The sequence below is a fragment of the Patulibacter sp. genome, assembly GCF_030655195.1.
In the GTDB taxonomy this organism is placed as follows: Bacteria; Actinomycetota; Thermoleophilia; order Solirubrobacterales; family Solirubrobacteraceae; genus Patulibacter.
The window spans coordinates 1-23,589 of the sequence record NZ_JAURWA010000072.1 but is presented as its reverse complement, the minus strand read 5'-3'; the positions used below and the strand labels follow the sequence as shown (position 1 = coordinate 23,589).

Sequence of the window (23,589 nt, the reverse complement as noted above, 5' to 3'; positions counted from 1 at the left end):
CACCTCTTCCCTTTCCGAACAGAGCAGTTAAGCCCCTCAGCGCCGATGGTACTTGGCTCGCAAGGGCCTGGGAGAGTAGGTCGCCGCCGGAATTAGTGTGTGAAGCGCCCCGCCGAAAGGCGGGGCGCTTTGCGTTTCAGGACCCTGCGCTCGTCACGGGGCCCGCACCCGGACAGCCCACGCGGAGCACCCGATACCGTGCTCCTCGTGCCCCGACGCAAGCCCACCGGTCCGCGGGACCGTCGCGGCGCCCCTCGTGCCGGCCAGGCCGCCCGCGAGCCCAGCGCGCAACAGACCGCGGCCTACCTGGCGCGCCAGAAGGTCGTCTGCGAGCGCAAGGACCGCTACGCCTCGGAGGCCGAGGCCCGGGCGTTCGCGCTGATGCACCAGCCCGGTCCCGGGTCCCGCGCCGACGTCTACCGTTGCGAGGTCTGCGACGGATGGCACCACACCCGCGGGCGATGACCGCGCGTCGGACGGTGGTGTGACGTGGCCCGTATGCGTCGCAAGGGGGACCTCCCCACCAAGGTCTGTGCCCACTGCGGTCGGCCGTTCGCGTGGCGCCGCAAGTGGGCCCGCGACTGGGACGCGGTCCTCTACTGCTCCGACCGCTGCAAGCGGGAGGCAGCGTCGGAACGCGCCCGCCGAGGACGTGGATCCTCGGACTGACGGGTAGGGGGCTCGGGTGCCCGAGCTGCCCGCCATCCCCGTGGACGACCGCCCCGCCGTCGAGGCGTGGGTCGCCGAGCACCTCGGCGACGTGGTCCTCGAGGGGCCCGAGGGGGTGCGCGGGTCGCCGGCGTTCGCGGGTGGGCAGTCCGCCGCCGACGCCGCGCTCCGGGGCGTGGACCTCCGGGGGTACGCAGGCCGCCGCAGCGAGGTCCTGCCGGTGGAGCGCCGCGGCGCCAGTCGGCTGTCGCCCTACATCCGGCACGGGCTCCTGCCCCTCCCGCACGTGTGGGACGAGGTCGCCTCGGTCCCGGCTCGCGATCGGAGCAAGTTCCGCGACGAGCTCCTCTGGCAGGAGTACTCCCGGCACGTCTACGCGCGGGTGGGCGCTGATCTGGGGCGGCCGCTCCGACACGTCCCTCCTGCCGCCGCCCCGTGGCAGGAGCCGTGGGACCGCTCCATGGCCTGCATGGCGTTCACCACCGATGAGCTCCGCCGCGACGGGTGGCTCGTCAACCAGACCCGCATGTGGCTGTCGTCGCAGTGGACGGTCCGGGGCGGCAGGGATTGGCGGGAGGGGGAGGACCGGTTCTTCCGGCACCTCCTCGACGGCTCGCGCGCCGCCAACCGACTGGGCTGGCAATGGACCGTGGGCGCCGGCACCGGGAGGCCCTACGGCTTCGCGCGGTGGCAGGTCGAGAAGCGCGCGCCCGAGCTGTGCGGTGGGTGCGAGCTCCGTCACCGCTGCCCGATCCAGGAGTTCCCGGACGCGCCGTCCGGGCCGTCCGTCGAGTCGCCGGCGGTGCTACGGGCCGACCCCGACCCCGACCGGACCGGTGGGCCCGAAGCGGTGCAGACCGACCGTCCACCCGAGGCGGTCTGGCTGACGGCCGAGAGCCTGGGGTCGCGCGATCCCGCGATGCAGGCCCGACCCGAGCTGCCGGCCGTCTTCGTCTTCGACCACGCGCGCCTGGCCCGGTGGCGCCTCTCCGGCAAGCGGCTGGTCTTCCTCGCCGAGACCCTCGCAGAGCTGGTCGCCTCCCGCGATCTCGAGCTCCACGTCGGTGACCCCGGTGAGGTCCTCGCGGGTCGCCCGCTCGCCGCGACATGGACGCCGGTGCCGGGGTGGAGGAGGCTGCAAGGACGCCTCGACGTCGCCGAGCGACACCCGTGGCCGTGGCTGGCCCGCCCGCACCGGCGGAGCGCGAAGTCGTTCTCCGCGTGGCGGAAGGGCCTTCCCGCCGACCGCCAGCGCGGGGCCTGAGGCCGCAGGGGACCAGCGCCGACGCGCCAGGTGTCGTGTCGGCCGCCCCGGATATGGTCCGCCGTGTGCGTCCCCCACGCCACCGCCATCCGGTTGGTCCCCGGCTCCTCGCCCTCCTCGTCCTGATGCTCCTCCTCGGGGCCGCCGGCGGTCCCGGGACGCCGGGCGGCCCGGCCGGCGTGCTCGCGGTCGTCGGCCCGGCGTCCGCGTCGGCCGCGCCGGGCGACACCCGTGCCGAGTACTTCACCGGCCTGCTGCGGAAGGACCCCGTGTACGTGAGCCCGGCGCTCACCCGGGTCGTGTCCGCCGCGGACGAGGCCCGACTCCGGCGGGCGGTCGCGGACATGCCCTACCCGACGTTCGTCGTCGTGGCCCCGAAGTTCAGCGACGAGCCCGACCTCCAGTCGTTCTCGGATCTCCCGGCGTTGCTGCACGACCGTCTCGGCCGCGACGGGCTCTACGTCGTCGCCGACGAGAGCGGCATCTACCTCGAGGCCGAGGCCTTCGGCGTGCGGACGCGGGGCGACATCGACCGGATCTCGTCCGTGGTCCTCGACGCCGTGCCGACCCGGGACGGGCCGATCGCCAGGGTCCTCGTCGCGCTGGACACCCTGCGCACCGGAACCCCGCCGGCCTCGTCGAAGACGGACGAGGACGCCGCCGACGCGGTCCGGTTCTGGTCGATCGTCGCGGTCGTCGGACTGCTCACCGCCGCGGTGGTCGTCGGGGTCGCAGCCATGACCCCCGGTGCCCGCCGGCGACGCGAGGAGCGCCGGCGCGTCCGCGTCAGCGCTCGCGAGGCACGGGAGGCCGCGGCGGCGGCCGTCGTCCCCGAGCCGGACCGCGCGGACGCCCGGCGCGACGCGCAGGACGCCGTCGCCGGCCTGGCCCGGGCCATCGCCGAGGCGGCGTCGCCCCCGGCCCGCGCGCTGCGCAGCTACGACGCGGCGTCGCACGTGCTCGGCGCCGAGAAGGCGACGGCCGTCGACTACCTCGGTGCCCGCGTGCTCGCCGACGCGGGGCGCGCCCAGCTGCACGGCGCGACCACCTGGAGGCCGTGCCTGTTCGATCCGCGCCACGGCGAGGGGTCGAGCCCCACCCGGTGGCGTCGCGGCGGCCAGGACGCGACGATCCCCGCCTGTGCGTCCTGCGCGGCCCTGATCGCCGAGGGCACGGCGCCGGCGGTGCTCCAGGATCGTGGCCGCCCCTACTGGGACCGCGACACCGTCTGGGCCCGCACCGGCTTCGGAGCGATCGAGGACGACGTCGCCGACGTGGTCCTCGCGGGCGGGAGGACCGTCCGATGAGCGGCTCGGTGCGGGGGACGGGGACGGGGCCTGGGACGGGGATGGAGCCGAGGACGCGGATGGAGCCGGGGCCGGAGCAGGAGCCGGGGACGGGTCTGGGTGCGCTCGGTGCGCCGGCGACGCCCCGGTCCGGCCGTCGGACGCGCGCGGCGCGGATCGCTGCGCTGGCGCTCGTCGCCCTGCTGGGGGTGGGCGGGCCGGCGGCCCTCGCGTCCACGACGCCGCCGGCCTCGGCCGCGTCCCCGCTCGCTGCCGGATCGCCCTTCGGCGGCTCGGACGACGAGGCCGCCGACGACGCCACGAGCACGGGGGCCGAGCCGGCCGCCGCCCCTTCCCGGACCGACCGGCTGGCGGGCATCGCCCGGGAGCTGCGCCGCACGCCGCTGGTCATCGACCCCGAGCTCGACTGGATGTTCGACGCGCGGACCGCACGGTCGATGGAGCGGACCCTGCGGGACGCGCGGATCCCGATCTTCGTCGCCGTGCTGCCCTCCGTCGACGAGGACGAGTCCGGTGGCGACCTCGAGCGGGTCGTCCAGCGGCTGCAGCGCGAGGTGGGGAAGGACGGCCTGTACGTCGCGGTGGACCAGGACTCCCGGATGGACCTGGCCAGCGTCGGCGTGCCGCTGGACCTGGGGATCTCGATCTCGGTGCTCTCCCCGCCGCGCGACGAACGGCCCTACGAGGAGCAGGAGCGCGATCCCGGGCCTTCGCCGGCGGACTCCATCCCCGCGCGCCTGCGCGAGATCGTCGACACGGTGGCGAAGGCCGGGCCCGGCGAGCCCAACGGCGTGATCGACGACGTCCGCGAGCGCACGTCACTCTCTGGCGAGGCACGCGACGCCCGCCGGAAGGAGGACGCGTCGGCCGGGGTCTTCGTCGGCGTCTTCCTCGGTCTGCTCCTCGCGGGCGTCGTCCTCGGGGTGCTGCGGGTGGTCCGTGCGGCCCGCGCGGGCGGCCCGGGTGCCGGCGGCGCCGCAGGTGGCCGACCCGCCGGCGCGAGCCGTCGAGGTGGTCGGGGGGCGTCCGGCCGGAGCGCGTCCGGTGCCACCGGTGGGCGGCGCGGGCGACGCGGGAGGGGCCGGCGTGCGTAGCGTGTCGTGGGTGAGCGTCCGTCCCGGCATCGTGGTGCGTCCTCCGTCAGGGCTCCCGGCCCCGCGCGCCGGCGGGTCGCCGGTGCGCATCGCCGTGCTCGCCCTTGCCCTGCTCCTCGCGGTCGGCGGCCTCGGGCCCTGGGCCGACCGGGCGGCAGCGGCCCCGACGCCGGCCCAGGTCGTCCGGGCGCTCGAGCGGTCGCCCGTGTACATCGACCCGGCGCTGGACGGGCAGATCAGCCCGACAGCGGCCGGGCGGATCGAGAAGGCCGTCGAGCGGTCCGGGGAGGACGTCAAGGTCGCGCTCGTCGAGGCGCCCGACGGCAGCGGCTCCGCCTACGCCCGCAACCGGTCCTTCGTCACCGCGCTGCGCAGCCGGTTGTCCTTCGACGGGATCCTTGTCACGGTCGACGACCGCTACATCCGCGTCGACGAGCGACGGGACGGCCGACAGATCCGGCGGAGCGAGGTCTCCGACGCGGAGAGCCTGGCCAACTACGCCGACGAGGGCGACCAGAGCTTCGATCGAACCCTGCTGGAGCGCGTCGAGCGGTTCCTCGCGAACCTGCGGCAGACCCCGCAGCGGCTGGCCGCCCGCGTCGCGGCCGACGAGGCGCGCAGCGCGGCGCAGCGCAAGGCCACCCCGCGTCGCGAGACCCGCGGGACGGACGACGGCGGCGGAGGCCTGCTGCCCGTGCTCGTCGGACTGGTCGTCGTCGGTCTCGTGGTCGCCGTCGTGCTGGTCCGGCGCCGGCGCCGGGGCGCCCTCGCCGCGGACGGCCCGCTGCCGGTGGTGCCCGCCCGGGTCTTCGAGCACGCCCGTGCCGCCGAGCGCGCGGACCTGCACGAGGACGCCGACGGGGAGCTGCTGGCGCTCGCCACGCTGCTGGACGAGGGGTCCGTCCCCCGCGACGAACGGGCCCAGGACGCCTACCAGCGGGCGCTCGACGCGTACACGGCCGCGCGCCGCCGTGCCCGTGACGGCGCCCCGACCGTGGACCTCGTGGGCGTCCTCGTCCTGGTCGACCGGGCCCGGGGCGACCTGGCCGCCGCGGCGGCGATCGAGGGCGGCGGGCGGCCGGCGGCGTGGACCCCGCTGTGCACGTTCCATCCGCTGCACGGCCGCTCGGCGAGGACCGTCCGCTGGGAGCGCGGCCTGCGGGTCCCGGCGTGCGCGGCCTGCGCCGCCGATCTGCGGGCCGGGCGGGACCCGGACGCGCTGCGCGACGGCGACCGGCCGTACTTCGAGGGCGACACGGTCTGGGCGAAGACGGGCTACGGCGCGTTCGGCGACGACCTCGTCGAACGGGTCTCGCGCGGGGAGTAACCGCGGCGCGATCCACGCGGGTCGCCGCCGTCGACCACGGGCGCCTCGCTCCGGCGCGACCTCGGCGGGTCGCCGGGGCCGACACCCGGGCGGATCGCCGAGCCCGGCACCGGGCCCTCGCGGCGCGACCTCGAGGCCCGCTCCGGCAACCGATCGGCGTCGTGCGGTCGCACCATCGGAGGTCGGCCGGGGACCCGCGCCGCCGTCGTCACCGTCACGCTGGAGTCCGATGCCCGAAGGCCACACCATCCACCGCCTCGCCCGCGACCACGTGCGGGATCTCGCGCGCGAGCCGCTCGCGGTGTCCTCGCCGCAGGGCCGGGCGGTCGAGACGGCGCGGGCGCTCGACGGTCGCTCGTTCGCGAAGATCGACGCCTACGGCAAGCACCTGCTGTACCGGTTCGAGGACGACCTGACGCTGCACGTGCACCTGGGGCTGTTCGGCCGGTTCCGCCGCCAGCACACCCCGCCGGAGGAGCCCAAGGGCGAGAAGCGCCTGCGGATGATCGGCGAGCGCTGGACGGTCGACCTCTCCGGGGCCGTGGCCTGTGCGCTGATCGACCCGGACGAGGAGGCGGCGCTGCTCTCCCGCCTGGGCCCCGACCCGCTGCGCCGCGACGCGGACCCGGAGCGGTTCGTCGCCGCGCTGCGCAAGCGCCGGATCCCGATCGGCGCCGCGATCATGGACCAGAAGGTCGTCGCGGGGATCGGCAACGTCTTCCGGGCCGAGGCGCTGCACGTCGACGGGATCGACCCGCGGCTGCCGGCCCGGGAGCTCGGCGACGAGCGGGCGATGGTCCTGTGGGGGACGATGGCCAAGATGCTCGCCGACGGCGTCCGCGAGCGCCGGATCGTGACCATCCGCGACGCGGACGACAAGCCCGTCAAGGCGGGCCGCGCGACGAAGGGCGAGGGTCCTCGCGCGCGGGCCGACCGCGTCCGGCACCGGACCGTCCACGTCTACCGTCGCGAGCACTGCCACGACTGCGACGCACCGGTCGTCACGTCGACGATGGCCGGGCGGACGGTCTACGAGTGCCCGGTCTGCCAGCCCGAGGGGTCTGCGGGCCCCAGCCCGACGCCGTCGCTGGCGGAGGGCGAGGCGGCGGGGCGGCTCTTCTAGCGGCGGATCGGCGCTCGCCGCCCTACCAGCCGCGGGTGCCCGGACCGCCCTTGAACGGGCCGACGAGGTCCTCGGTGATCCAGCCGCCGTAGAAGTCGCCCTCCTGCGCCTGGACGCGCTCGTCGTCCAGCCAGCAGGCGTCCATCCGGCTGGGGTAGACGCTGACGTGGTCGCGCAGGTCCAGGAAGCCCTTCGTCGGCCGCGGGTACGACCAGCCGGCGCGGTCGGCCGTCCGGCCGCCCGCGGTGAGGTCGTGGTAGCGGGCCACGCCCTTCCACTCGCAGTACGAGCTGCCGTCGGCGTCCTGCAGGACCCCGTCGGCGAAGGCGCCCGGCGGGACGTAGACCGTCGGCGGGTGGCTCGTCTCCAGCACCCGGAGCGCCTCGTCCGTGTCCACGATGGTCTCGCCGCCCAGCACGATGCGGACCCGTCGGCCGACGGGCTCCAGCCGCGGGGGCCGGGGGTAGTCCCAGACGTTCTCGGTCATGCCGGGGGTACGGCGGCCCGGGCGGGCGTGGATGCGGGCGCCGCCCCGGGCTCAGGCGGCGCGGTCGCCCAGGACCATGCGGACGTAGCCGACGGAGCGCCGGGCGTGCTCGGCGATCTGCTCGACGCCGTAGCCCCGCTGCAGCAGCTCGGCGAACCGGGCCGCCTGCCGACGCCGTCCGTCGCGCCGCTCCCGCAGGTCGGCGACGGACGAGCGGTCCGGGGCGAGCAGGAGCCCGTGGCGGCGCAGGGCGGCCAGCGCCTCGCGGCGGGTCTGGTCGTCGACCCCGGGGAGCTCGGCCAGGGCGACGTCGGACAGCCGCGCCAGGTCCTGCAGCGTCGTCAGACCCTGGCGGTTCAGGCGACGGGCCGCGCGCTCGGGGAGCACCTCGGCGAGCACGAGGCGGTCGGCGGCGGGGTCGGCGGGGAGCGCGGTGACCAGCGGCGGCAGCTCCTCGGGGGCCGGGGGACGCTCGCCCGGGAGCGGGGCCAGGCCCGCGATCTCGGGACGCTCCTCCGGGAGCGCGGTGCGCAGCCGGGTGCCCCCGCTGCGCTGCAGCCCGGCGATCGCCGCGCGCTGCAGGTCGGCCACCGCGACCGGCGCGGCGAAGAGCTCGTCCTGCCGCCGGCCGAGGAGCTGCTCCTGCCACTCCATGTCGCGCCCGGTCCGCCGGAGGACCGCACCGGCGGTGACGGCGTCGTGGTGCTCGCTGCGGTGGAAGACGACCCACCGGTCCCCGCCGGCCCGGCCCCAGAACCAGTCGAAGCGGTCGCACGTGCGGACGCCGCGGGCCCCCAGGGTGGTGACCGTCGCCCGGTGGACGAGGACCTCGGTCGGGCCGATGGCCAGGTGCGTCCAGGGGGCCTGATCGGGGCAGGCGGATGAGTCGAACATGCGGTGCCAGGGGAAGGTCGGGACGGGGCCGCGAGCCAGCGGAGCCGGTCCGTCAGCGGCATCTAGTTCGGAGACCCTAACACGAAACCCGTGCTCGTTGTTCGGGTAGCCGAAGACTCCATGCCGGCGTCGATGCCGATCGTCGCCCCAGGGGCCTCCGACCGAGGCCCGATCCCGCCCCAGGGACTTCCGGCCGAGGCCCGATCCCGCCCGACCCGACCGGGGCGTGTCCCGCCCCGGGCGCGGCGGGATCGGGCGCTCCGCTAGCCGGCGACGCGCAGCGCGCGCTCCTCGACGATCCGCAGCTGCACGTCCGTGAGGGGGAGCTCGGCGCCCTGCTGGAGCAGCTGCACGGCGCGGTCCAGGGTCAGGCCGGAACCGGTGAGGATCGAGCCGATCAGCGGCGGTGCGCTGGCGGAGCAGACCCCGTTGGGGCAGCTCGGATCCGCCGTGTGGTCGTGCTCCTGCGCCATGCATCGAGCGTAGCGCGCGGGGGAGCTGGTCCCGGGCCGAGCGCGTCCCTCGCACGGGACGGCGGTCGGATCGAGCCCGGGGCGCGCGCTCGCGCGCCGACGACCGACCGGGCCGCGTGGGAGGGTGGGCGGCGCACCGATGACCGATCCGTCCTTCCTCGACCACGCCCGCCGGGCCCGTCGCCACTACGAGCTGCCGTCGTACCAGGCGTTCCTGCGTCGTCTCGGCGGGACGATGGAGGCGCACCTGCGCGAGCTGATCTCGGCCGCCGGCATCCCGGAGAACCAGTCCGAGGTCGAGTGGCGCATCAAGACCCCGGAGTCGTTCGAGCAGAAGGCCGCCGCCGCCGATCCCGACGACCCCGAGCGGCTGCACTACCGGTATCCCGTCGACGACGTCAGCGACCAGCTGGCGCTGCGGGTGATCGCGTTCCTCCCCGCCCAGGTCGAGGCGGTCGAGCAGGCGCTGGCCGACGACGACGCGCTGCTCGTGCGCGAGGTCCGCAACAAGGGCGTCGACCACACCGACTCGCGCGCCTTCGGGTACCAGAGCGTCCACGTCCTGGTGAGTCCCGCCCCGCAGCTGGGAGCGCCGGACCCGCCGAAGGACTACCGCGTCCCGCGGGTCGAGATCCAGCTGCGCACGCAGCTGCAGCACGTGTGGGCCGAGCTCGAGCACGCGTCGCGCTACAAGGGCGCGGCCGGGTCGCGGGTGTCGCGCAAGTTCGACCGGGCGGCCGCCCTGATCGAGATGGTCGACGAGCTGCTGCAGGAGATCGACGACGCGGCCGCCGCCGGGGAGCGGCGCGAGCCGGCCCCGCCGGTGCCCGCCGTCGACGGGGGGGCCGCGGACGGTGCGCCGGGGCGCTCGGCCGGGAGCCGGCTGACGGCACGGGCGATGCGGTCGTTCCTCGCCGAGGCGTTCCCCGCGGCCCCGCCGAGTCGCGGCGCCGGGTCCGAGGAGTGGATCCGGCGGCACGCGCTGGAGTCGGGCTTCGACACCGTCGAGGCGCTGCGCGACGCCGTGCGGTCCGTCGACGCCGAGGCGATCGACCGGACGTTCCGCGAGGGCGTGACGTGGGAGCGCAACCAGGTGCGCTGCCTCGACGACGTGCTGCTGGCCGTCGGGGGCGCGGAGTACATCTCGCTGGCCGAGGGGCTCGTCGACGAGGACGACGCGGCCCAGCGGCAGAAGCGCCCGCGCGTCCTGGGCTGGCGTCTGAACCGCCTGCGCGAGGCCGGCGTCGTCCGGCCCTGAGCGGGCCTACGGCAGCGGGGTGACCACCGTCCACGGGCGGACGGTCCGCGAGACGACGAGCCCCGCGGCGACGTAGGGGTCCGCGTCCGCGAAGGCCTCCGCGACCTCGGGACCGCCACGGAACGCGATCAGGCCCGTCGCGGGCGGGTCGCCGGCGGCGCCGCCGATCACCACGTCCCCCGCGGCCCGGGAGCGCTCGATCGCCTCGAGGTGCGCGGCCCGGTACGGGGTGCGGCGGTCGACCATGTCGTCGACGTACTCGTAGGTCAGCAGCTGCAGGGTCTCGGGCATGGCCCCGGAGGATGACGATCCGCCGGGACGGCCCGGCGGTGCCCGGTCCGGGAACGACGACGGCCGCCCCGGAGGACGGCCGTCGGTGCTGCTGTGGGCCGCCGGTGAGGCGCCGGCCCCGACCCGTGGGGCCTAGATGTACTCGCGGAGGTAGCGCTCGTAGGTGCGCATGTGGCCCTCCTCGTCCCGCAGGATCTCGATGACCATGTCCTGCGTGGCCCAGTCGACGCCGTCGGTGGCCTCGATGATCCGGGTGTAGTGCGAGATCGCACCGGACTCGGCGTCGATGACGCCCTTGATGACGGAGACGACGTCGGTGGCGTCGTCGAACGGCTGCAGGCCCGAGTCGAAGTCCTTCGGGAAGTCGGCGGAGCCGGGGACCGTGCCGTAGAGGTCCTTGATGCGCGCGGCGAACTGCTTGGCGTGGCCGAGCTCCTCGCCGACGTCCTCGCCCAGGTCGGTGGCGATCTCCTTGGCGCGGATGCCGTCGAGGTTGATCGACTGCTGGAGGTAGTTGGTGACGGTCTCGATCTCCATCCAGTACGCGGTCGTGAGGAGCTCGACGATCTCCTCGCGCTTGGCGGCGTTCTGGTCGGAGAGGATTCCGGCGCTGGCGTGGTGGGTGACGGTCATTCGGGTGCTCCTTGGGTGGTGCGGTACGACCACTATAACTAGAGACTTCAATTAAGGGCGCCCTTCGTGGCGGCCGCCGCGCCACGACCGAGAGCCTTCGGGTGCCCTTCCCCACTGGCGATCCGCGTGCTCCAAGGCCGATCCGGCCCCGTCTCGGGCGCACCGGGGACGTGACGGGTCGACGTCGGCGCGCGGCACGGCCGGGCCGAGCGGGCGGCACCGTCCCCGGAACGGGCGAACGCCCGCGGTGCGGGCGTTCGGGGGTCCTGCGGGGGGCGCCTCGGCGGGCGCCCGGCGGTCAGTCGTGGCCGGGCGACACGGCGCCGACGGCGGTCTTCGCACGCCACTCGGCGAAGCGGCCCTCGGGCGACTCCATCCAGTCGCGGAGGTCCCGCTCGAAGCGGTTCCACCGGCGCGCCCGGAAGCCGGCCGTGGGGATGCGGTCCTGGGGGAGCTCTTCGTACCGCTGCACGAAGGGGACTCTAACAAAGGCCGACCTAAGTGTGGGTACCCGAACCTCGATCGGGCGCGTTGCCGCTCGCGGCGTCGACGGCGACCGGTCAGTCGGTCTTCGCGTCCAGCCGGAGCGTGCCGATGACGCCGGCGGGCTGCCCGCTCGTGTCGGACAGCGGCCCGGACCGGGCGCGCTTGACCACGATGCCGTCGAGCACGAGCTGCCCGTCGTAGCGGACGCTGCGCAGCGGGCTCACGTCGAGCGAGAACGCCTCGACCCGCGCGCCGTTGACGTTCGCCGTGATGACGGCTCCGGCGAGGTCGACGATCGGGTCCTGCAGGGTCAGCGTCTGGCCCTGGGCGGTCAGCGTCATCGCGCCACCGAGGGTCGCCTGGCCTGCGAAGGCCTTCGACGCGTCGAGCGAGCCCCCGGTGATCGGGAACGAGAACGGCCCGGTGCCGCTGCCGGTCGCCGGGGCGACGGTCGAGATGGAGCCGCCGGAGGCCGCGATGCCGCCCTTCGCCTCGTTCGTGAGCGAGAGGGTCGCCACGCCGCTCTTCAGGACGGAGCCCGCGGCCGCGCCGCTCGCCCCGCCGCCCGCGGGGGTGTCGATCGCGGCGCTCGCCGCGCCGAGCGAGGCGCCGCTCCTGAACCGGGTGACGCCGAGCGCGCGGTTCAGTCGGGAGGCGCCGATCGCCGTCAGCTTCACGTCGAGGTTGCTCAGCGTGAGCTTCCGCTTCCCCTGCGCGATCTTGACGCCCGAGGTGTCGACGGTCGCGATCCGCACGCGGCTGGATCCGACGCCCACGCTGATGTTCGACCCCGTCGGCAGGACGGCCACGCGGAAGGTCTTCAGGGTGATCGAGCGCTTGCCGCGCCGGAAGCGGAGGGCGCCCGAGTGGTTCAGCGTGCCCGAGCCGGCCTCGGCGTCGATCGTCGCGCTCTTCAGCGGCAGCTTGACGGCGGTCGCGCCGCGCCGGGCGGGCGACACCCCCGACAGCGAGATCTTCGAGCGCTTCATGGAGGCGGTGAACGACGACGCGAGCTTGACCGTCGTGGTGCCCGACGCCTTCGCGGTGCTCTCGGCGGCCGTCGCGGTGCCGGTGGCCGCCAGGAGGGCGGCCGCGGTGCCGCCGGCGACGACGACGGCGCGTAGGCGGGGCGACGGGCGACGCGTCGCGGTCGTGGTGGACGGGCGATCGGGGGACTGCATGTCCCCCATCATCGCGCACGACGGCGACGAGGGTGACGGGTGTCACTCCGTCCGTGGCGGAGGACTCCCGTCGACGGGTCGGACCGACCGCGCAACCGGTCGCGGCGGGCCCGTCGTACCGCTTCAAGATGTCCCCCTCGGCCCCTTCGATCGCGCTGCCCGCACCGGCCTCCACGCGTACACGCGGCGGACGCGGGATGATGGGGCGAGTGCAGCGTCGGCGGAACCCCCCGGACAAGCAGGAGCGACGGCTCGCCCGACGCCTGCGTCGTGGGGACCCGGACGTCGTCGCCGACCTCTACGCCCAGTACGGGTCGGCGAGCTACGGCGTGCTGCTGCGGACGCTCCGCGACCGCGACGACGCCGACGACGTCCAGCAGCAGGTCTTCGCCGAGGTCTGGCGGCGCGCGGCCCAGTACGACCCCGAGCGCGCGGGGCTCCTGACGTGGATCCTCACGATCGCCCGCAGCCGGGCGATCGACCACCTGCGGCGTCGCGTGCCCGAGCCCGTCAGCTCGGACGAGATGATCCGGCTGTCCGGCGACGGGGACACGCCGCCGGAGACCGACCTGGCCCTGGACCGCTGGCGCGCGGCCGAGCTCCTCGCCGTGCTCCCCGACCACGAGCGCGAGCTCCTGCGCCTGCGCTTCTACGAGGAGCTCAGCCAGACGGAGATCGCGGCGCGCCTCGACCTGCCCCTCGGCACGGTCAAGGCCCGCATGGTGCGAGCGCTGCGCAAGCTCCGGGCCCACATCGACGAGGGGGAGGTCGTCTCGTGACCCGCCGTCCCGATCCCGAGTCCCTGATCCTCGACGACCTCGACGACGCCGAGCGCGAGGCGCTGCTCGCCGGCCTGGACCCGCGCGAGGCCCACGAGCTGCGGACCCTCGGCGAGGCGTTCTCGTCGCTCGAGGCCGACGGCTGGCGCGACGCCCAGGTCCCGCCGCTGCGGTTCGAGCCCGACGGCGTCGGGCAGCCCACCCCGTTCCTGTACCGCGGCTGCGTCCGCGAGGACGGTCACGGCGGCCGGATCCCCGCGCCGCTCGCGTTCGCCGGCATCGCCGCCATGCTGGTCGTGGCGCTCATCGCGGGCGTCGTCCTGGGCGGAGGCACCTCCGCCGATGACGCCCCGGCGACGCAGGCCCGGGTCGACACCCGCCTGGAGTCCGCCCGGCCGGTCTCGCTCGTCCGCCTCGGGAACGCCCCGGTCGACGCTTCGGGGCTCGTGCGGATGGTCCCCGGTCGCGACGGCCGGATGATGCTGCGCGCCCACGGGCTGCTGCCCACGGGCGAGCGTCGCTGGTACGAGGTCTGGATGATGCGCGACGCGCGGCACATGGTCAGCGTCGGCACGTTCCGCGTGCGCCAGGACGGCACCGTCGAGGCCCGCTTCGACACCGGGGTCGACCCGGCGCAGTACCCGACGATGGACGTCTCGCTGCAGAGCGCCGCCGACGGCACCACGCACTCGGGGCGCTCCGTGCTGCGCTCCCGCGCCGCGAGCTGAGTCGCGGGGCCTGCGGGCCGGCGGCGCGGCGCGGCCGGGGCCGACGGGCGGAGTCGCCCGGTGGGCGGGCGCCGCGGCCGGCCCGCGATCAGTCCTCGTCGGCGGGACCGTCCGGGCTCTCGCCCGTGGCGCGGCCCCGCTCGCGCAGGGCGCGGACGACGGCCAGGCTGACGGGCTCGTCCGGCAGCTGGTTGCCGTCGACGACGGCGTCGATGACCTGCCGCTTGACCTGCAGGATGTCGGACATCTCGTCGTCGATCGTGCCCGGGCAGAGCAGGTACCAGGCGGTCACGGCGTCGTCCTGACCGATGCGGTGGCAGCGGTCCTCGGCCTGGTCGTGCATCGCGGGGGTCCAGTCGAGCTCGAGGAACGCGACGTTGGACGCGCGGGTCAGCGTGATGCCCTGCGCGGCGGCGCGCATCGAGCAGACGATCAGCCGCTCGGCGGGGTTCTCGATGTCGAGATGCCCTCCCGCCTGGAAGCGCTTGACGGCCTCGTCGCGCTGGATCGCCGTGTCGTCGCCGAGGATGTGCAGGGCGCCGGGGAACCGCTCCAGCAGCGCCAGCTGCACCTCGCGGTGCTGGGCGAAGACCACGAGCGCCTCGCCGGAGGCCAGGAAGCTCTCGACCCACGCCATCGCGCCGGGCAGCTTGCCGCGGGCGGCCAGGCGCCGCAGGTGGTTCATCCGCACGAGCTGCTCGGCGCGCAGCGCGGCGGCGATCTTCGCGTCGAGCTCCGAGAGGTCCAGGGGCTGGGTGCGCAGCCACGCGATGACGTCCTTCTCGGCCAGCCGGTACTCGGCGGGGTCCTTCAGCTCGAGCGGCACGTCGACGCGGCGCTTGGCCGGCAGCTGGGGGAGGACGTCCTGCTTGAGGCGGCGGACGAACCCGCGCGAGCGGAGGTGCCAGTGCAGCCGGTCGTGGGACTCGGGACCCTTGAACCGGCGGGCCAGCTCGGCCCCGGAGCCGAAGTCCTTGAGCCGGTCGATCAGGCGCAGCTGGGCGGTCAGCTCGCGTGGCTGGTTGAGGACCGGGGTGCCGGTGAGGGCCAGGCGCAGGCCGTCGGGGTGCACGGACTTCGACAGCTTCATCGCCGCCTTCGTGCGCTTGGCCGTGGGCTGCTTGCAGTAGTGCGACTCGTCGAAGACGACCGCGCGCGGCACCCGGGCGGCGAGCGGATCGAGGTGCGCCTCGACGATCTCGTAGTTCAGGACCACGATGTCGGCGTCGCGCGGCTCGGCGAAGCCGGAGACGTCCAGCGGGGTGGCGAACGGGTTGGGGCGGTCGGCGACGGCCTTCAGCGTGGGCCGCTCCGCGTCGCGCGGCTCCCACTGCACCTGGCCGCGGCCGTGGAGGACCGCGACGCGGCGGTGCGGCAGCCACTTCGCGGCCTCGCGCTCCCACGTGAGCTTCATCCCGGCCGGGCAGACCACGACCGCGGGGTACGCCCCGTCGACCTCGAGGGTCGCCAGCGCCTGGACCGTCTTGCCGAGGCCCTGCTCGTCGGCGAGGAACGACCGGCGGCGCTTGATCAGGTAGCGGACCCCGGCGTGCTGGAACGGCTGCAGGACGCCGCCGAGCCGCAACGGCTCGCCGGCCCTCGTGCGCTTCAGCGGGCTCGCGCGCTCGGCCTGGGAGAGGTCGATGGTCTCGATCCGCTCCTCGTGCTCGACGCGCATCACCGCCAGCAGGTCGCGGGCGGCGGTCGTCACCACGAGCGTCGGGTGCTCGCGGATCAGCTCCTCCAGGGCGGGCAGGAGCGACGGGTCGGCGGGGACGGCGAGGCTCGTCGCCGCGTCGATCGGGGCGTCGCCGCGCCGGTAGCCGCGGCCCGGGGTGGTGTCGAGCGGGACGGCCTCCGGCAGCCGGCCGAACGCGGCGTGCAGCCGCGTGCTCCAGCCCGGCAGCAGCTCCACCCGCGGGGTCCGCTGGTCGTCCCGGCCGGCGCGCAGGGTCGCCGCAGCGGGCATCCGGCCCATCCGCAGCTCCGCCGAGGCGAGCATCACCAGCGTGTCGACGACGAGGCCGTCGATGCGGTCCAGGAGCGCCACCCCGTCCGCGTCGAACGGCAGCAGGTCGACCGCGCGGCTCTCGATGCCCAGGGCCTCCTCGGCGGCCTCGGGCGACAGGCGCTCCGCCGCGTCGGTCAGGCGGGAGGGCGGCTCGCCGATCAGCGTGACGACGGCCAGGCGGGGCCCGTCGTCGAGCTCGATCACCGTGGTCTCGCCGTGCCAGCGGGACATCCCGCCGAGCCACGCGGACACGTGCTCGTCGGGGAACAGCTCGGCCCGCGTGTCGTCCAGCAGCCGGCGGGCGACGATCGCGGCGTGGACGCCCAGCGGCGCCCGCCAGACGTGGTTGCTCCAGTCGAAGTACCGGCCGGGGATCGTGCGGACGGCGTCGTTCATCCACCGGGGCACGTCGAGGACGAGCTCGGGGACGCGGTCGCGGGACTGGATCGTGAGCTGCGGGACGGGCGCGTCGATCCGGCAACGGTAGGCGACGGGCGCGGTGGGGGCCGTGCCGCGGGGATCCGCCGTCAGTCCGGCGGGGCGTGGGCGACCCAGAGCGCCGCGGTCGCCTCCTCGGCGTGCTCGTCGTGCGTCCGCTGGAAGTTGCGCCCGCCCCGCCCGAACGTCGCCGCCACACCGGCCGGGAGCTCGTCCTCGGCGAACGGTCGGGGCAGCCAGTCGGCGGGGCGCACGTGGTGGATCCCGACCTCGCGCGCGGCCGGCGAGTCGTCGTAGCGCCAGGGGCCCGCGATGCGGCCCAGGCGGAACGGGACGTCGTCCGCGTCGCCCACGCGCGTCCAGACGAAGGCGCCGGCGGGGACCTCGGCGAAGCGCCGGAGCATCCGGCCGGCCTTCTCGCCGTGGCGGTCCGTCGCGGCGGCGACCGCCTCGTCGAGCGTCGCGGGCACGACGTCGAGCGCGTCGCCCGTGCCGACCAGTCCATGCGCGACGCCGAACGCGGCGCCCGCCCCGCGGGGCAGATCGCGGTCCCGGGCCTGCATCGGGGCCCGATGGACCAGGGCGCGGTCCGGCACGACCCGTCCGCGGCTACTGGTCGGAGACGGTCTTCGTCGTCATCGCCTGCGCGGCGTCGGTGCCCATCACGCGGCGCGTGAGGCCCGGCGCGGCGAAGCGCAGCGCGGCGACGAGGCCGTAGAGCTTCGGCGTGTAGCGCTCCGGCTTGCGACCCAGTCCGGCCTCGACGATCGCCTCCGCCACGCCCTCGGGGGTGCCCAGGAGGTACTTGCCCATGCGGCTCTCGACCAGCTCGGTCTGGGGGAACCCCTCCGTCGGCACGAAGCCCGGCAGGACGTTGCCGACGTGGACGCCGTGGACGGCCTCCTCGATCCGCAGGGCGTCCGTCCACAGCGCCAGCGCCGCCTTGCTCGCCGAGTAGGCGCCGGTGCCCGGGCGGCTGACCCGCGAGGCGGTGCTCGAGACGTTGACGATCGACGACGGTGCCGCCGCACGCAGGTCGGGCAGGAGCGCCTCCGTCAGCCGGACGACCGCGTCGAAGTTGATCGCCATGGTGCGACGGACGTTCTCCCAGCCGCCGTTCTGCTCGCTGCCGAAGCGCGCCCGGTAGCCGGCGCCGGCGTTGTTGACGAGCAGGGTGGGCAGCCCGTGCTCCGCGCGGACGTGGTCGCGGACCTCGCCGGGTGCGTCCTCGTCGGTGAGGTCGGCCGCGACCCACGTGACCGTGGCGGGGAGCCGGGCCGCCAGTGCGGCGAGGCGATCCTCCCGGCGGGCGACGAGCACGATGCGGGCGTTCGGCTCCCGGGCCAGGCGCTCGGCCGCGGCCTCGCCCAGACCGCTGGAGGCCCCGGTGATCACCGCGACCAGCGGGCCGGCGGGGGCGGTGGCGGGCGCGGGGGAGGCGGGAGTGCTCATGCGCGCATCACACCGCATCCGGGTGCGGCGTGCACGGAGCGGCTCCCGGGCCGCGCCAAGGTGAGGCAGCTGTGTACCGTATGAGACATCACTGTCTCATTCGGCGCGGGTGCGGGAAGCGGGGACGAGCGGCTGCTCGCCGCGGCGCTGCGGGTCCTGAACGAGGATCCGTCGGCCACCATGGCCCGGATCGCGACGGTCGCCGGCGTCGGTCGGGCGACGCTGCACCGGCATTTCTCCACGCGGGAGGACCTCGTCCTCGCGCTCGGGCGGTGGGGTCTCGCCCGGTGGGAGGACTCGCTCCGGTCCGGTGCGGCGCTCGACGTCGTGGGCACCGACGACGCCGACGCGCACCGCGCGGCGATCGAGGACCTCGTGCGCCGGTACGTGGTCGACTCCGCCGAGTACAGCTTCGCCCTGACCCACCCCGAGGTCGAGCGCCACCCCGGACTGGCGGGGGCGGTGCAGCGCCTGGTCGAGCTCGAGACGTCCGTGCTCGCCTCCGCCCAGCGGGTCGGCGTGCTGCGCGACGACCAGCCCGCGGTGTGGCTGGACCACGTGCTCTTCGGGCTGCTCCGTGCCGGCCTCGACGCGGAGCGCTACGGCGACGTGGCCCCGCGCGACATCGCCGACCACGTCGTCACGAGCTTCTTCGCGGCGGCCGGACGATGATCGGGCGCCTGCCCGGCGGCGCGCGCTGGTGGGGCCTCGGGGTCCTCTGCGCCAGCCTGCTGATGGTCGTCATGGACATGACGATCCTCAACGTCGCGCTGCCGGACATGACGGCGGACCTGCGGCCGGGCTCCACCGAGGTGCTGTGGATCGTCGACGTCTACTCCCTCGTGCTCGCCGGCCTGCTGGTGACCGCCAGCGCCCTCGGGGACCGCTGGGGGCACAAGTACGTCCTCGTCGCGGGCTTCGTCGTCTTCGGCGCGGCGTCGGCGGCGGTGCTCGTGGCGGAGTCGGCGGGTGCGGTGATCGCCGTCCGCGCGCTGCTCGGGGTCGGCGGGGCGATGATCATGCCGGCGACCCTGTCGATGATCCGCCACCTGTTCCCCGACGGGCGCGAGCGCGCCTTCGCCCTGGGGATCTGGGGCGCGATGGCCGGTGTCGGCGCGGCGCTCGGCCCGATCCTCGGCGGCCTGATGGTCGAGCTCTTCGACTGGCACGCGGCGTTCCTCGTCAACGTGCCGGCGATGGTCCTGGCGGCGATCGCCGCGGTGCTCCTGCTGCCGCGCGGCCGCTCGTCGTCTCCCGCCCCGTGGGACGTGCCGGCCCTGGTGCTGTCGGTCGTCGGCATGGTCGCGCTGGTCTTCGCGATCAAGGACCTCGCCAAGCACGGGGTCGAGCCGGCCGGCGTCGTCTCGGCCGTCGTGGCGGCCGTCGGCCTGACCCTCTTCGTCCGTCGGTGCCTCGGGCGCGACCGGCCGATCCTCGAGCTGCGGCTGCTCGCCCGCCGACAGGTCGCCGCGGGCGTCCTGACCGCGCTGGCGACCATGATCGCCCTGTCGGCGGTGCTGCTGGTCGGCGCCCAGTGGCTGCAGGCCGTCGAGGGGCACGGGCCGCTGATGGCGGGCGTCGCGCTGCTGCCGGCGGCGGTCGGCGGCATCGTCTTCGCCCCGCTCGCGCCGTCGATCGCCGAGCGGGTCGGTGCCCGCGTCGTCCTCGCCACGGGGCTGGCCGCTCCGGGGCTCGGCTTCCTCGCGCTCGCGCTGGCGGGTGACCCGACCTACCCGGTCTTCGCGTTCACCCTCGTGATGATCGGCGTCGGCACCGGCGCGCTGGCCTTCGGCTCGGCGGTGATCATGGCCGGCACGCCGACCGACCGGGCCGGCAGCGCCGCGGCGATCGAGGAGACCTCGTACGAGATCGGGACCACGCTCGGCGTCGCGGTCCTCGGCAGCCTGGCCGCCGTGATCTACCGCGACGCGCTGCCCGTCGGCGACCTGGGCGGCCTGCCGGCGGACGGCGTCGCAGCGGCGCGCGAGTCCATCGGCGGGGCGCAGGCGGTGGCGTCGGGGCTGGACCCGGCCGCCGCGGCCGACCTCCTGGCCCGCGCGCAGACGGCCCTGTCCGACGCCTTGTCGGGCATGGGGGTGGCGGGCGCGATCGTCCTGCTCCTCTCGGCGGGCGCCGTCTTCCTGCTGACGCCCCGGCGGGTGGACCTCAGCGAGGTCGACGGGCACTGAGGGGGCGGGGTCGTCGGCGACCGCCGTGTGGCGGCAGGTTCGGGTGACGCGGGACGGCCTCGCCGTCAGACCGGCCAGGTCTCGCCGCGCCAGGCCGCGTCCCAGAACCGCCACTCGTAGCGGCAGCCCTGCAGCCAGATCTGCGTGAAGCACCGTCGGCCGTCGGTGCCCAGGGCCGGGGCGTGGCGATCGACGATCCGCAGCAGCTCGTCGACCTGGGCCGAGAACTCCTCGCTCGCGTAGGTGTCGATCCACCGCTGGTAGCGCGGATCGGGGGACCCCTCGGCCAGGAGTGCGCGGCCGACCTCGCGGTAGATCCAGAAGCACGCGAGGACCGCGGCGAGGCCGTCGGCGTAGGAGCCCGCGGCGGCGTGGGCGAGCAGGAAGTCCACGTAGGCGGTGGTCGTCGGGCTGCGGGGCGTCGCGGCGACGTCGTCCGGCGAGAGCGCGAAGTCGGCGATGAACGCGGCGTGCAGCTCGTGCTCGACGGTGATCGCCTCGGCGCCGGCGGTCGCGAGGAAGACGATCTCCTCGTCGGCCGACGCACGGCCGGCGGCCAGGGCGAGGGCCCGGGCGAACCCCTTCAGGTAGTGCGAGTCCTGGACGACGTAGGTGCGGAAGACCTCCTCCGGCAGCGACCCGTCGGTCAGGCCGGCGAGGAACGGGTGCTCGAGGATCCGTCGCTGGATCGGGCCGGCGTCGCTCCACAGGTCCGCGGTGAACGAGTCGGGGCCGCCGGGGGTGGGGGCGGGGCCGCTGGCAGGGGCGCTGGCGCTCATCGGGCGGAGGGTACGGCGGCGCTCGTGGCGCGGGTCGGCGACGTCCGCCGTCAGAACGCGCCGCCGCGCCCCGCGCCGTCCGCGAAGCGCGAGGCGCCCTCGAGGGCCTCGCCGGAGTGCAGCGTCGCCAGGCCGTGCGCGTGCTCGACGGCCAGGGCCTCGTCCTCGGGCAGCCCGGCGGTGTCCAGGAGCGCCGCGCGGTCGCCCCGCAGGCAGGCCTGGGGGAAGGCGGCGAGCTGGGCTGCGAGCCCCTGCGCCGCGACGAGCGCGCCCCCGCGGGGGACCACCCGGTTGACGAGGCCCATGGCGAGCGCCTCGTCCGCGGCGACCGGCCGGCCGGTGAGGACGAGGTCCATCGCACGGCTCTCCCCGATCAGGCGGCTCAGGCGGAAGGTGCCGCCGTCGATCAGGGGGACGCCCCAGCGGCGACAGAAGACCCCGAGGACCGCGTCCTCCTCGGCGACCCGCAGGTCGCACCAGGCGGCGAGCTCGAGGCCGCCGGCGACGGCGTGGCCCGCGATCGAGGCGACGACCGGCTTGGAGAGGCGCAGGCGGGTGGGGCCCATGGGTCCGTCGGCGGGCAGCGGCTCGACCCGGTTGCTCCTCGCGGTGCCCAGTGCCTTGAGGTCCGCGCCGGCGCAGAAGGTGCCGCCGTCGCCGTGGAGGACCGCGACGGCCGCGGTCCCGTCGGCCTCGAACGCCCGGAAGGCGGCCACCAGGGCGTCGGCCGTGGGGCCGTCGACCGCGTTGCGGGCGTGGGGTCGCGAGAGGACGATGGTCGTGACCGGGCCGTCCCGGTGCACGAGGACGGCGTCCGTGCCGGTCGGTGCGCCGCCCGGCCCTCCCGCGTCCGTCGGTCCCGCCGGCGTCGTCCCGTCGCTCATGGCGACGATTCAACCACGCCGGAGTTGACAGGTGAATCCGGTTTCACCACCATGTGAACCGAGATTCACCATGAGTACGACCGTCGATCCCACCCCGACCATCGATCCCGCAGCGGCCGCCCCCGCGCCGACGGGCCCCGACGACGACGCGGTCTCGCGCGCCCTCGCGGGACCGGACGGCCCGTCGCGGCGGGTGCTCAACCAGGCGCCGCCGCTGCACCCCGTCGACCTGTTCGCGACGGACGTGGCCCTGCGCGAGGGGCTCGAGCGGGAGGGCGGCGCGTGGGGCGTCGACCGGGTGGCCGAGACGGGGCGCGCGGCCGGGACCGTCGAGGCGCGCGACCACGGCCTGCGCGCGGAGCGCAACGAGCCGCGCCTGGTCACGCACGACCGCTACGGGACGCGCGTGGACGAGGTCGAGCTCGACCCGTCGTGGCACTGGCTGCTGGACGGGGCGATCCGGCGGGGGCTCGCCGGCGGGCCGTGGCGGGACGACCGGCCGGGTGCGCACGTCGTCCGCGCGGCCGGCTTCGCGCTCTGGGGGCACACCAACGGCGGGGTGATGTGCCCCGTCTCGATGACGTACGCCGTCGTCCCCGCCCTCCGCGACGGTGCCCCGGCGCTGGCGGCCGAGTGGGAGGACCGCCTGACCCGGCCGGACACGGCCACGGGGGCCATCGCCGGCATGGCGATGACGGAGCGCCAGGGCGGCTCCGACGTCCGCGCGAACATCACCGTGGCCGTGCCGGCCGGCGGCGACGAGTACGAGCTGTGGGGCCACAAGTGGTTCTGCTCCTACCCGCCGTGCGACGTCTTCCTGGTCCTCGCACAGCTGCGGGACGCGCCCGACGACCCGGACGGCTCGGGTCCCGGGCTGTCGTGCTTCCTCGTCGAGCGCGGGCCCGGCATGGAGTTCCAGCGCCTGAAGGACAAGCTCGGCACGCGCTCGCTCCCGTCGTCGGAGGTCGAGTTCCGGGGTGCCCGCGGACGGCTCGTCGGCGAGCCCGGCGGCGGGGTCCGGGCGATCATCCGCATGGTCAACCACACCCGGCTGGACTGCCTCATCGGGTCGACGACGTCGATGCGACGCGGGACGATCGAGGCGATCCACCACGCCCGGCACCGCAGCGCGTTCGGGGCGTCGCTCGTCGACCAGCCCGCGATGCAGAACGTGCTCGCCGACCTGGCCATCGAGTCCGAGGCCGCCACCGCGGTCGCCCTGCGGATGGCCCGCGCCTACGACGAGGACGACGCCGCGTTCCGCCGCTTCGGCACCGCGGTCATGAAGTACTGGGTCTGCAAGCGCGCCGGCGGGCACGCCAACGAGGCCCTGGAGTGCCTCGGCGGCAACGGGTTCGTCGAGGAGTCCGGCATGCCGCTGCTCTACCGCGACGCCCCGCTCATGTCGATCTGGGAGGGCTCGGGCAACGTCGCCGCGCTCGACGTCCTGCGCGCGCTGGGCAAGGAGCCCGAGGGCCTGCCGGCGTTCCTGCGCGAGTGCGCGCTGGCCTCGGGTGCCGACCCGCGGTTCGACGCGCACCTGCGGGAGGTCCGCGCCCGCGTGGAGGGGCTCTTCGCCGAGGACGGCCGGCCCGTCGAGCAGCGGCTGTACGACGCGCAGTTCGTCGCCCGCCGGATCGTCGAGGACCTCGGGGTGCTGCTGCAGGCGTCGCTGCTCCTGCGCCACTCGACGCCCGCGGTGGCCGACGCGTTCTGCGCCGCCCGCCTGGGCGGCGAGGCCGGGCGCGCGTACGGGACGCTGCCCCGGGGCGTCGACGCCCGGGCGATCGTCGATCGCGCGTTCCCCGCGTGAGCGCCCTGCCCGGCGGCGCCGCGGCGGCC

25 protein-coding genes and 1 rRNA gene are annotated in these 23,589 nt (G+C 75.6%); 14 read left to right on the top strand and 12 right to left on the bottom strand.

All coding sequences use genetic code 11. From position 1 onward, the window contains the following. From rrf to Q7T67_RS07600, 8 genes are all read left to right on the top strand, one after another. A 5S ribosomal RNA gene (gene rrf / locus Q7T67_RS07630) occupies window positions 1-92 on the top strand; the annotation flags it as partial. 115 nt (window positions 93-207) lie between these two features. Continuing rightward, window positions 208-465 (top strand): hypothetical protein, encoded by a 258-nt coding sequence (locus Q7T67_RS07625; protein WP_304787664.1) that lies wholly within the window; start codon window positions 208-210, stop codon window positions 463-465. A gap of 24 nt (window positions 466-489) precedes the next feature. Then, a complete protein-coding gene (locus Q7T67_RS21195; RefSeq protein ID WP_370695371.1) occupies window positions 490-669 on the top strand; it encodes a DUF2256 domain-containing protein in 180 nt (59 codons plus the stop codon). Between the two features lie 16 nt (window positions 670-685). After that, a complete protein-coding gene (locus tag Q7T67_RS07620; protein ID WP_304787662.1) occupies window positions 686-1,933 on the top strand; it encodes an FAD-binding domain-containing protein in 1,248 nt (415 codons plus the stop codon). Window positions 1,934-1,998: 65 nt separating this feature from the next. Beyond that, window positions 1,999-3,240 carry a hypothetical protein gene (locus Q7T67_RS07615; RefSeq protein WP_304787660.1) on the top strand — a complete coding sequence of 414 codons (1,242 nt, stop codon included), beginning with the start codon at window positions 1,999-2,001 and terminating at the stop codon, window positions 3,238-3,240. A gap of 59 nt (window positions 3,241-3,299) precedes the next feature. After that, window positions 3,300-4,334 (top strand): hypothetical protein, encoded by a 1,035-nt coding sequence (locus Q7T67_RS07610; protein ID WP_304787658.1) that lies wholly within the window; start codon window positions 3,300-3,302, stop codon window positions 4,332-4,334. A gap of 10 nt (window positions 4,335-4,344) precedes the next feature. Beyond that, window positions 4,345-5,661: a hypothetical protein gene (locus tag Q7T67_RS07605; protein ID WP_304787656.1), complete on the top strand. Its 1,317-nt coding sequence runs from the start codon at window positions 4,345-4,347 to the stop codon at window positions 5,659-5,661. A 229-nt stretch (window positions 5,662-5,890) separates the two neighbouring features. Next, a complete protein-coding gene (locus Q7T67_RS07600; protein ID WP_304787655.1) occupies window positions 5,891-6,784 on the top strand; it encodes an Fpg/Nei family DNA glycosylase in 894 nt (297 codons plus the stop codon). A gap of 22 nt (window positions 6,785-6,806) precedes the next feature. Here Q7T67_RS07600 and Q7T67_RS07595 read toward each other — a convergent pair whose 3' ends face one another. The 3 genes from Q7T67_RS07595 to Q7T67_RS07585 all read right to left on the bottom strand — a co-directional run bounded on the left by Q7T67_RS07595 (window position 6,807) and on the right by Q7T67_RS07585 (window position 8,638). Beyond that, window positions 6,807-7,271, bottom strand: a complete 465-nt coding sequence (locus Q7T67_RS07595; RefSeq protein ID WP_304787653.1) for a DUF427 domain-containing protein — start codon at window positions 7,269-7,271, stop codon at window positions 6,807-6,809. A gap of 51 nt (window positions 7,272-7,322) precedes the next feature. Beyond that, window positions 7,323-8,165, bottom strand: coding sequence for a hypothetical protein (locus Q7T67_RS07590; protein ID WP_304787651.1), 843 nt, complete (start codon window positions 8,163-8,165; stop codon window positions 7,323-7,325). A gap of 263 nt (window positions 8,166-8,428) precedes the next feature. Beyond that, the gene (locus Q7T67_RS07585; RefSeq protein ID WP_304787649.1) at window positions 8,429-8,638 is read right to left on the bottom strand and encodes a hypothetical protein; all 210 of its coding nucleotides are present in this window, start codon (window positions 8,636-8,638) and stop codon (window positions 8,429-8,431) included. 139 nt (window positions 8,639-8,777) lie between these two features. Between Q7T67_RS07585 and Q7T67_RS07580 the strand changes: the two genes are divergently transcribed. Continuing rightward, window positions 8,778-9,896, top strand: coding sequence for a GTP pyrophosphokinase family protein (locus Q7T67_RS07580; protein WP_304787647.1), 1,119 nt, complete (start codon window positions 8,778-8,780; stop codon window positions 9,894-9,896). A gap of 6 nt (window positions 9,897-9,902) precedes the next feature. Here Q7T67_RS07580 and Q7T67_RS07575 read toward each other — a convergent pair whose 3' ends face one another. The 4 genes from Q7T67_RS07575 to Q7T67_RS07560 form a co-directional block, all read right to left on the bottom strand. Further along, window positions 9,903-10,187, bottom strand: a complete 285-nt coding sequence (locus Q7T67_RS07575) for a YciI family protein (RefSeq protein ID WP_304787644.1) — start codon at window positions 10,185-10,187, stop codon at window positions 9,903-9,905. A 132-nt stretch (window positions 10,188-10,319) separates the two neighbouring features. Further along, window positions 10,320-10,820, bottom strand: a complete 501-nt coding sequence (locus Q7T67_RS07570; RefSeq protein WP_304787642.1) for a ferritin-like domain-containing protein — start codon at window positions 10,818-10,820, stop codon at window positions 10,320-10,322. 298 nt (window positions 10,821-11,118) lie between these two features. Further along, window positions 11,119-11,292: a hypothetical protein gene (locus tag Q7T67_RS07565; RefSeq protein WP_304787640.1), complete on the bottom strand. Its 174-nt coding sequence runs from the start codon at window positions 11,290-11,292 to the stop codon at window positions 11,119-11,121. An 88-nt stretch (window positions 11,293-11,380) separates the two neighbouring features. Beyond that, on the bottom strand, window positions 11,381-12,487 hold the full coding sequence (locus tag Q7T67_RS07560) for an HtaA domain-containing protein (RefSeq protein ID WP_304787638.1): 1,107 nt from the start codon (window positions 12,485-12,487) through the stop codon (window positions 11,381-11,383). Window positions 12,488-12,696: 209 nt separating this feature from the next. On the opposite strand from Q7T67_RS07560, the gene Q7T67_RS07555 reads away from it, so the two are divergent. Further along, window positions 12,697-13,266 carry an RNA polymerase sigma factor gene (locus Q7T67_RS07555; protein ID WP_304787636.1) on the top strand — a complete coding sequence of 190 codons (570 nt, stop codon included), beginning with the start codon at window positions 12,697-12,699 and terminating at the stop codon, window positions 13,264-13,266. Further along, complete coding sequence (locus Q7T67_RS07550) at window positions 13,263-13,994, top strand: anti-sigma factor (RefSeq protein ID WP_304787633.1); 732 nt, start codon at window positions 13,263-13,265, stop codon at window positions 13,992-13,994. Before Q7T67_RS07555 ends, Q7T67_RS07550 begins: the two co-directional genes overlap by 4 nt. Before the next feature lie 88 nt (window positions 13,995-14,082). Here the strand turns inward: Q7T67_RS07550 and Q7T67_RS07545 are convergent, their stop codons facing one another. The 3 genes from Q7T67_RS07545 to Q7T67_RS07535 form a co-directional block, all read right to left on the bottom strand. After that, on the bottom strand, window positions 14,083-16,401 hold the full coding sequence (locus Q7T67_RS07545; protein WP_304787631.1) for a DEAD/DEAH box helicase: 2,319 nt from the start codon (window positions 16,399-16,401) through the stop codon (window positions 14,083-14,085). Window positions 16,402-16,532: 131 nt separating this feature from the next. After that, window positions 16,533-17,006: a hypothetical protein gene (locus tag Q7T67_RS07540; protein WP_304787629.1), complete on the bottom strand. Its 474-nt coding sequence runs from the start codon at window positions 17,004-17,006 to the stop codon at window positions 16,533-16,535. 46 nt (window positions 17,007-17,052) lie between these two features. Continuing rightward, complete coding sequence (locus tag Q7T67_RS07535) at window positions 17,053-17,895, bottom strand: SDR family oxidoreductase (protein WP_304787627.1); 843 nt, start codon at window positions 17,893-17,895, stop codon at window positions 17,053-17,055. An 87-nt stretch (window positions 17,896-17,982) separates the two neighbouring features. On the opposite strand from Q7T67_RS07535, the gene Q7T67_RS07530 reads away from it, so the two are divergent. Next, window positions 17,983-18,567, top strand: a complete 585-nt coding sequence (locus Q7T67_RS07530) for a TetR/AcrR family transcriptional regulator (RefSeq protein ID WP_370695372.1) — start codon at window positions 17,983-17,985, stop codon at window positions 18,565-18,567. Next, entirely contained in the window at window positions 18,564-20,084 is a 1,521-nt protein-coding gene (locus Q7T67_RS07525; RefSeq protein WP_304787625.1) for an MFS transporter, read from the top strand. The genes Q7T67_RS07530 and Q7T67_RS07525 overlap by 4 nt, the downstream gene beginning before the upstream one ends. A gap of 65 nt (window positions 20,085-20,149) precedes the next feature. On the opposite strand, the gene tenA is transcribed toward Q7T67_RS07525, so the two are convergent. Both tenA and Q7T67_RS07515 read right to left on the bottom strand, forming a co-directional pair. Beyond that, window positions 20,150-20,863, bottom strand: a complete 714-nt coding sequence (gene tenA, locus Q7T67_RS07520) for a thiaminase II (protein ID WP_304787623.1) — start codon at window positions 20,861-20,863, stop codon at window positions 20,150-20,152. Between the two features lie 50 nt (window positions 20,864-20,913). Next, entirely contained in the window at window positions 20,914-21,747 is an 834-nt protein-coding gene (locus Q7T67_RS07515; protein ID WP_304787621.1) for a crotonase/enoyl-CoA hydratase family protein, read from the bottom strand. A gap of 70 nt (window positions 21,748-21,817) precedes the next feature. Here Q7T67_RS07515 and Q7T67_RS07510 point away from each other — a divergent pair, with 70 nt between their 5' ends. Then, the gene (locus Q7T67_RS07510; RefSeq protein ID WP_304787619.1) at window positions 21,818-23,560 is read left to right on the top strand and encodes an acyl-CoA dehydrogenase family protein; all 1,743 of its coding nucleotides are present in this window, start codon (window positions 21,818-21,820) and stop codon (window positions 23,558-23,560) included. Window positions 23,561-23,589 lie beyond the last annotated feature (29 nt).

Bases quoted from the DNA above. Each gene is read 5' to 3' on its own strand.
- Q7T67_RS07590 (WP_304787651.1), bottom strand. From the start codon at position 8,165: ATGTTCGACTCATCCGCCTGCCCCGATCAGGCCCCCTGGACGCACCTG.
- Q7T67_RS07600 (WP_304787655.1), top strand. From the start codon at position 5,891: ATGCCCGAAGGCCACACCATCCACCGCCTCGCCCGCGACCACGTGCGG.
- Q7T67_RS07510 (WP_304787619.1), top strand. From the start codon at position 21,818: ATGAGTACGACCGTCGATCCCACCCCGACCATCGATCCCGCAGCGGCC.
- Q7T67_RS07575 (WP_304787644.1), bottom strand. From the start codon at position 10,187: ATGCCCGAGACCCTGCAGCTGCTGACCTACGAGTACGTCGACGACATG.
- Q7T67_RS07535 (WP_304787627.1), bottom strand. From the start codon at position 17,895: ATGAGCACTCCCGCCTCCCCCGCGCCCGCCACCGCCCCCGCCGGCCCG.
- Q7T67_RS07570 (WP_304787642.1), bottom strand. From the start codon at position 10,820: ATGACCGTCACCCACCACGCCAGCGCCGGAATCCTCTCCGACCAGAAC.
- Q7T67_RS07580 (WP_304787647.1), top strand. From the start codon at position 8,778: ATGACCGATCCGTCCTTCCTCGACCACGCCCGCCGGGCCCGTCGCCAC.
- Q7T67_RS07525 (WP_304787625.1), top strand. From the start codon at position 18,564: ATGATCGGGCGCCTGCCCGGCGGCGCGCGCTGGTGGGGCCTCGGGGTC.
- Q7T67_RS07595 (WP_304787653.1), bottom strand. From the start codon at position 7,271: ATGACCGAGAACGTCTGGGACTACCCCCGGCCCCCGCGGCTGGAGCCC.
- Q7T67_RS07560 (WP_304787638.1), bottom strand. From the start codon at position 12,487: ATGCAGTCCCCCGATCGCCCGTCCACCACGACCGCGACGCGTCGCCCG.
- tenA (WP_304787623.1), bottom strand. From the start codon at position 20,863: ATGAGCGCCAGCGCCCCTGCCAGCGGCCCCGCCCCCACCCCCGGCGGC.
- Q7T67_RS07515 (WP_304787621.1), bottom strand. From the start codon at position 21,747: ATGAGCGACGGGACGACGCCGGCGGGACCGACGGACGCGGGAGGGCCG.
- Q7T67_RS07545 (WP_304787631.1), bottom strand. From the start codon at position 16,401: ATGAACGACGCCGTCCGCACGATCCCCGGCCGGTACTTCGACTGGAGC.
- Q7T67_RS07610 (WP_304787658.1), top strand. From the start codon at position 3,300: ATGGAGCCGGGGCCGGAGCAGGAGCCGGGGACGGGTCTGGGTGCGCTC.
- Q7T67_RS07585 (WP_304787649.1), bottom strand. From the start codon at position 8,638: ATGGCGCAGGAGCACGACCACACGGCGGATCCGAGCTGCCCCAACGGG.
- Q7T67_RS07540 (WP_304787629.1), bottom strand. From the start codon at position 17,006: ATGCAGGCCCGGGACCGCGATCTGCCCCGCGGGGCGGGCGCCGCGTTC.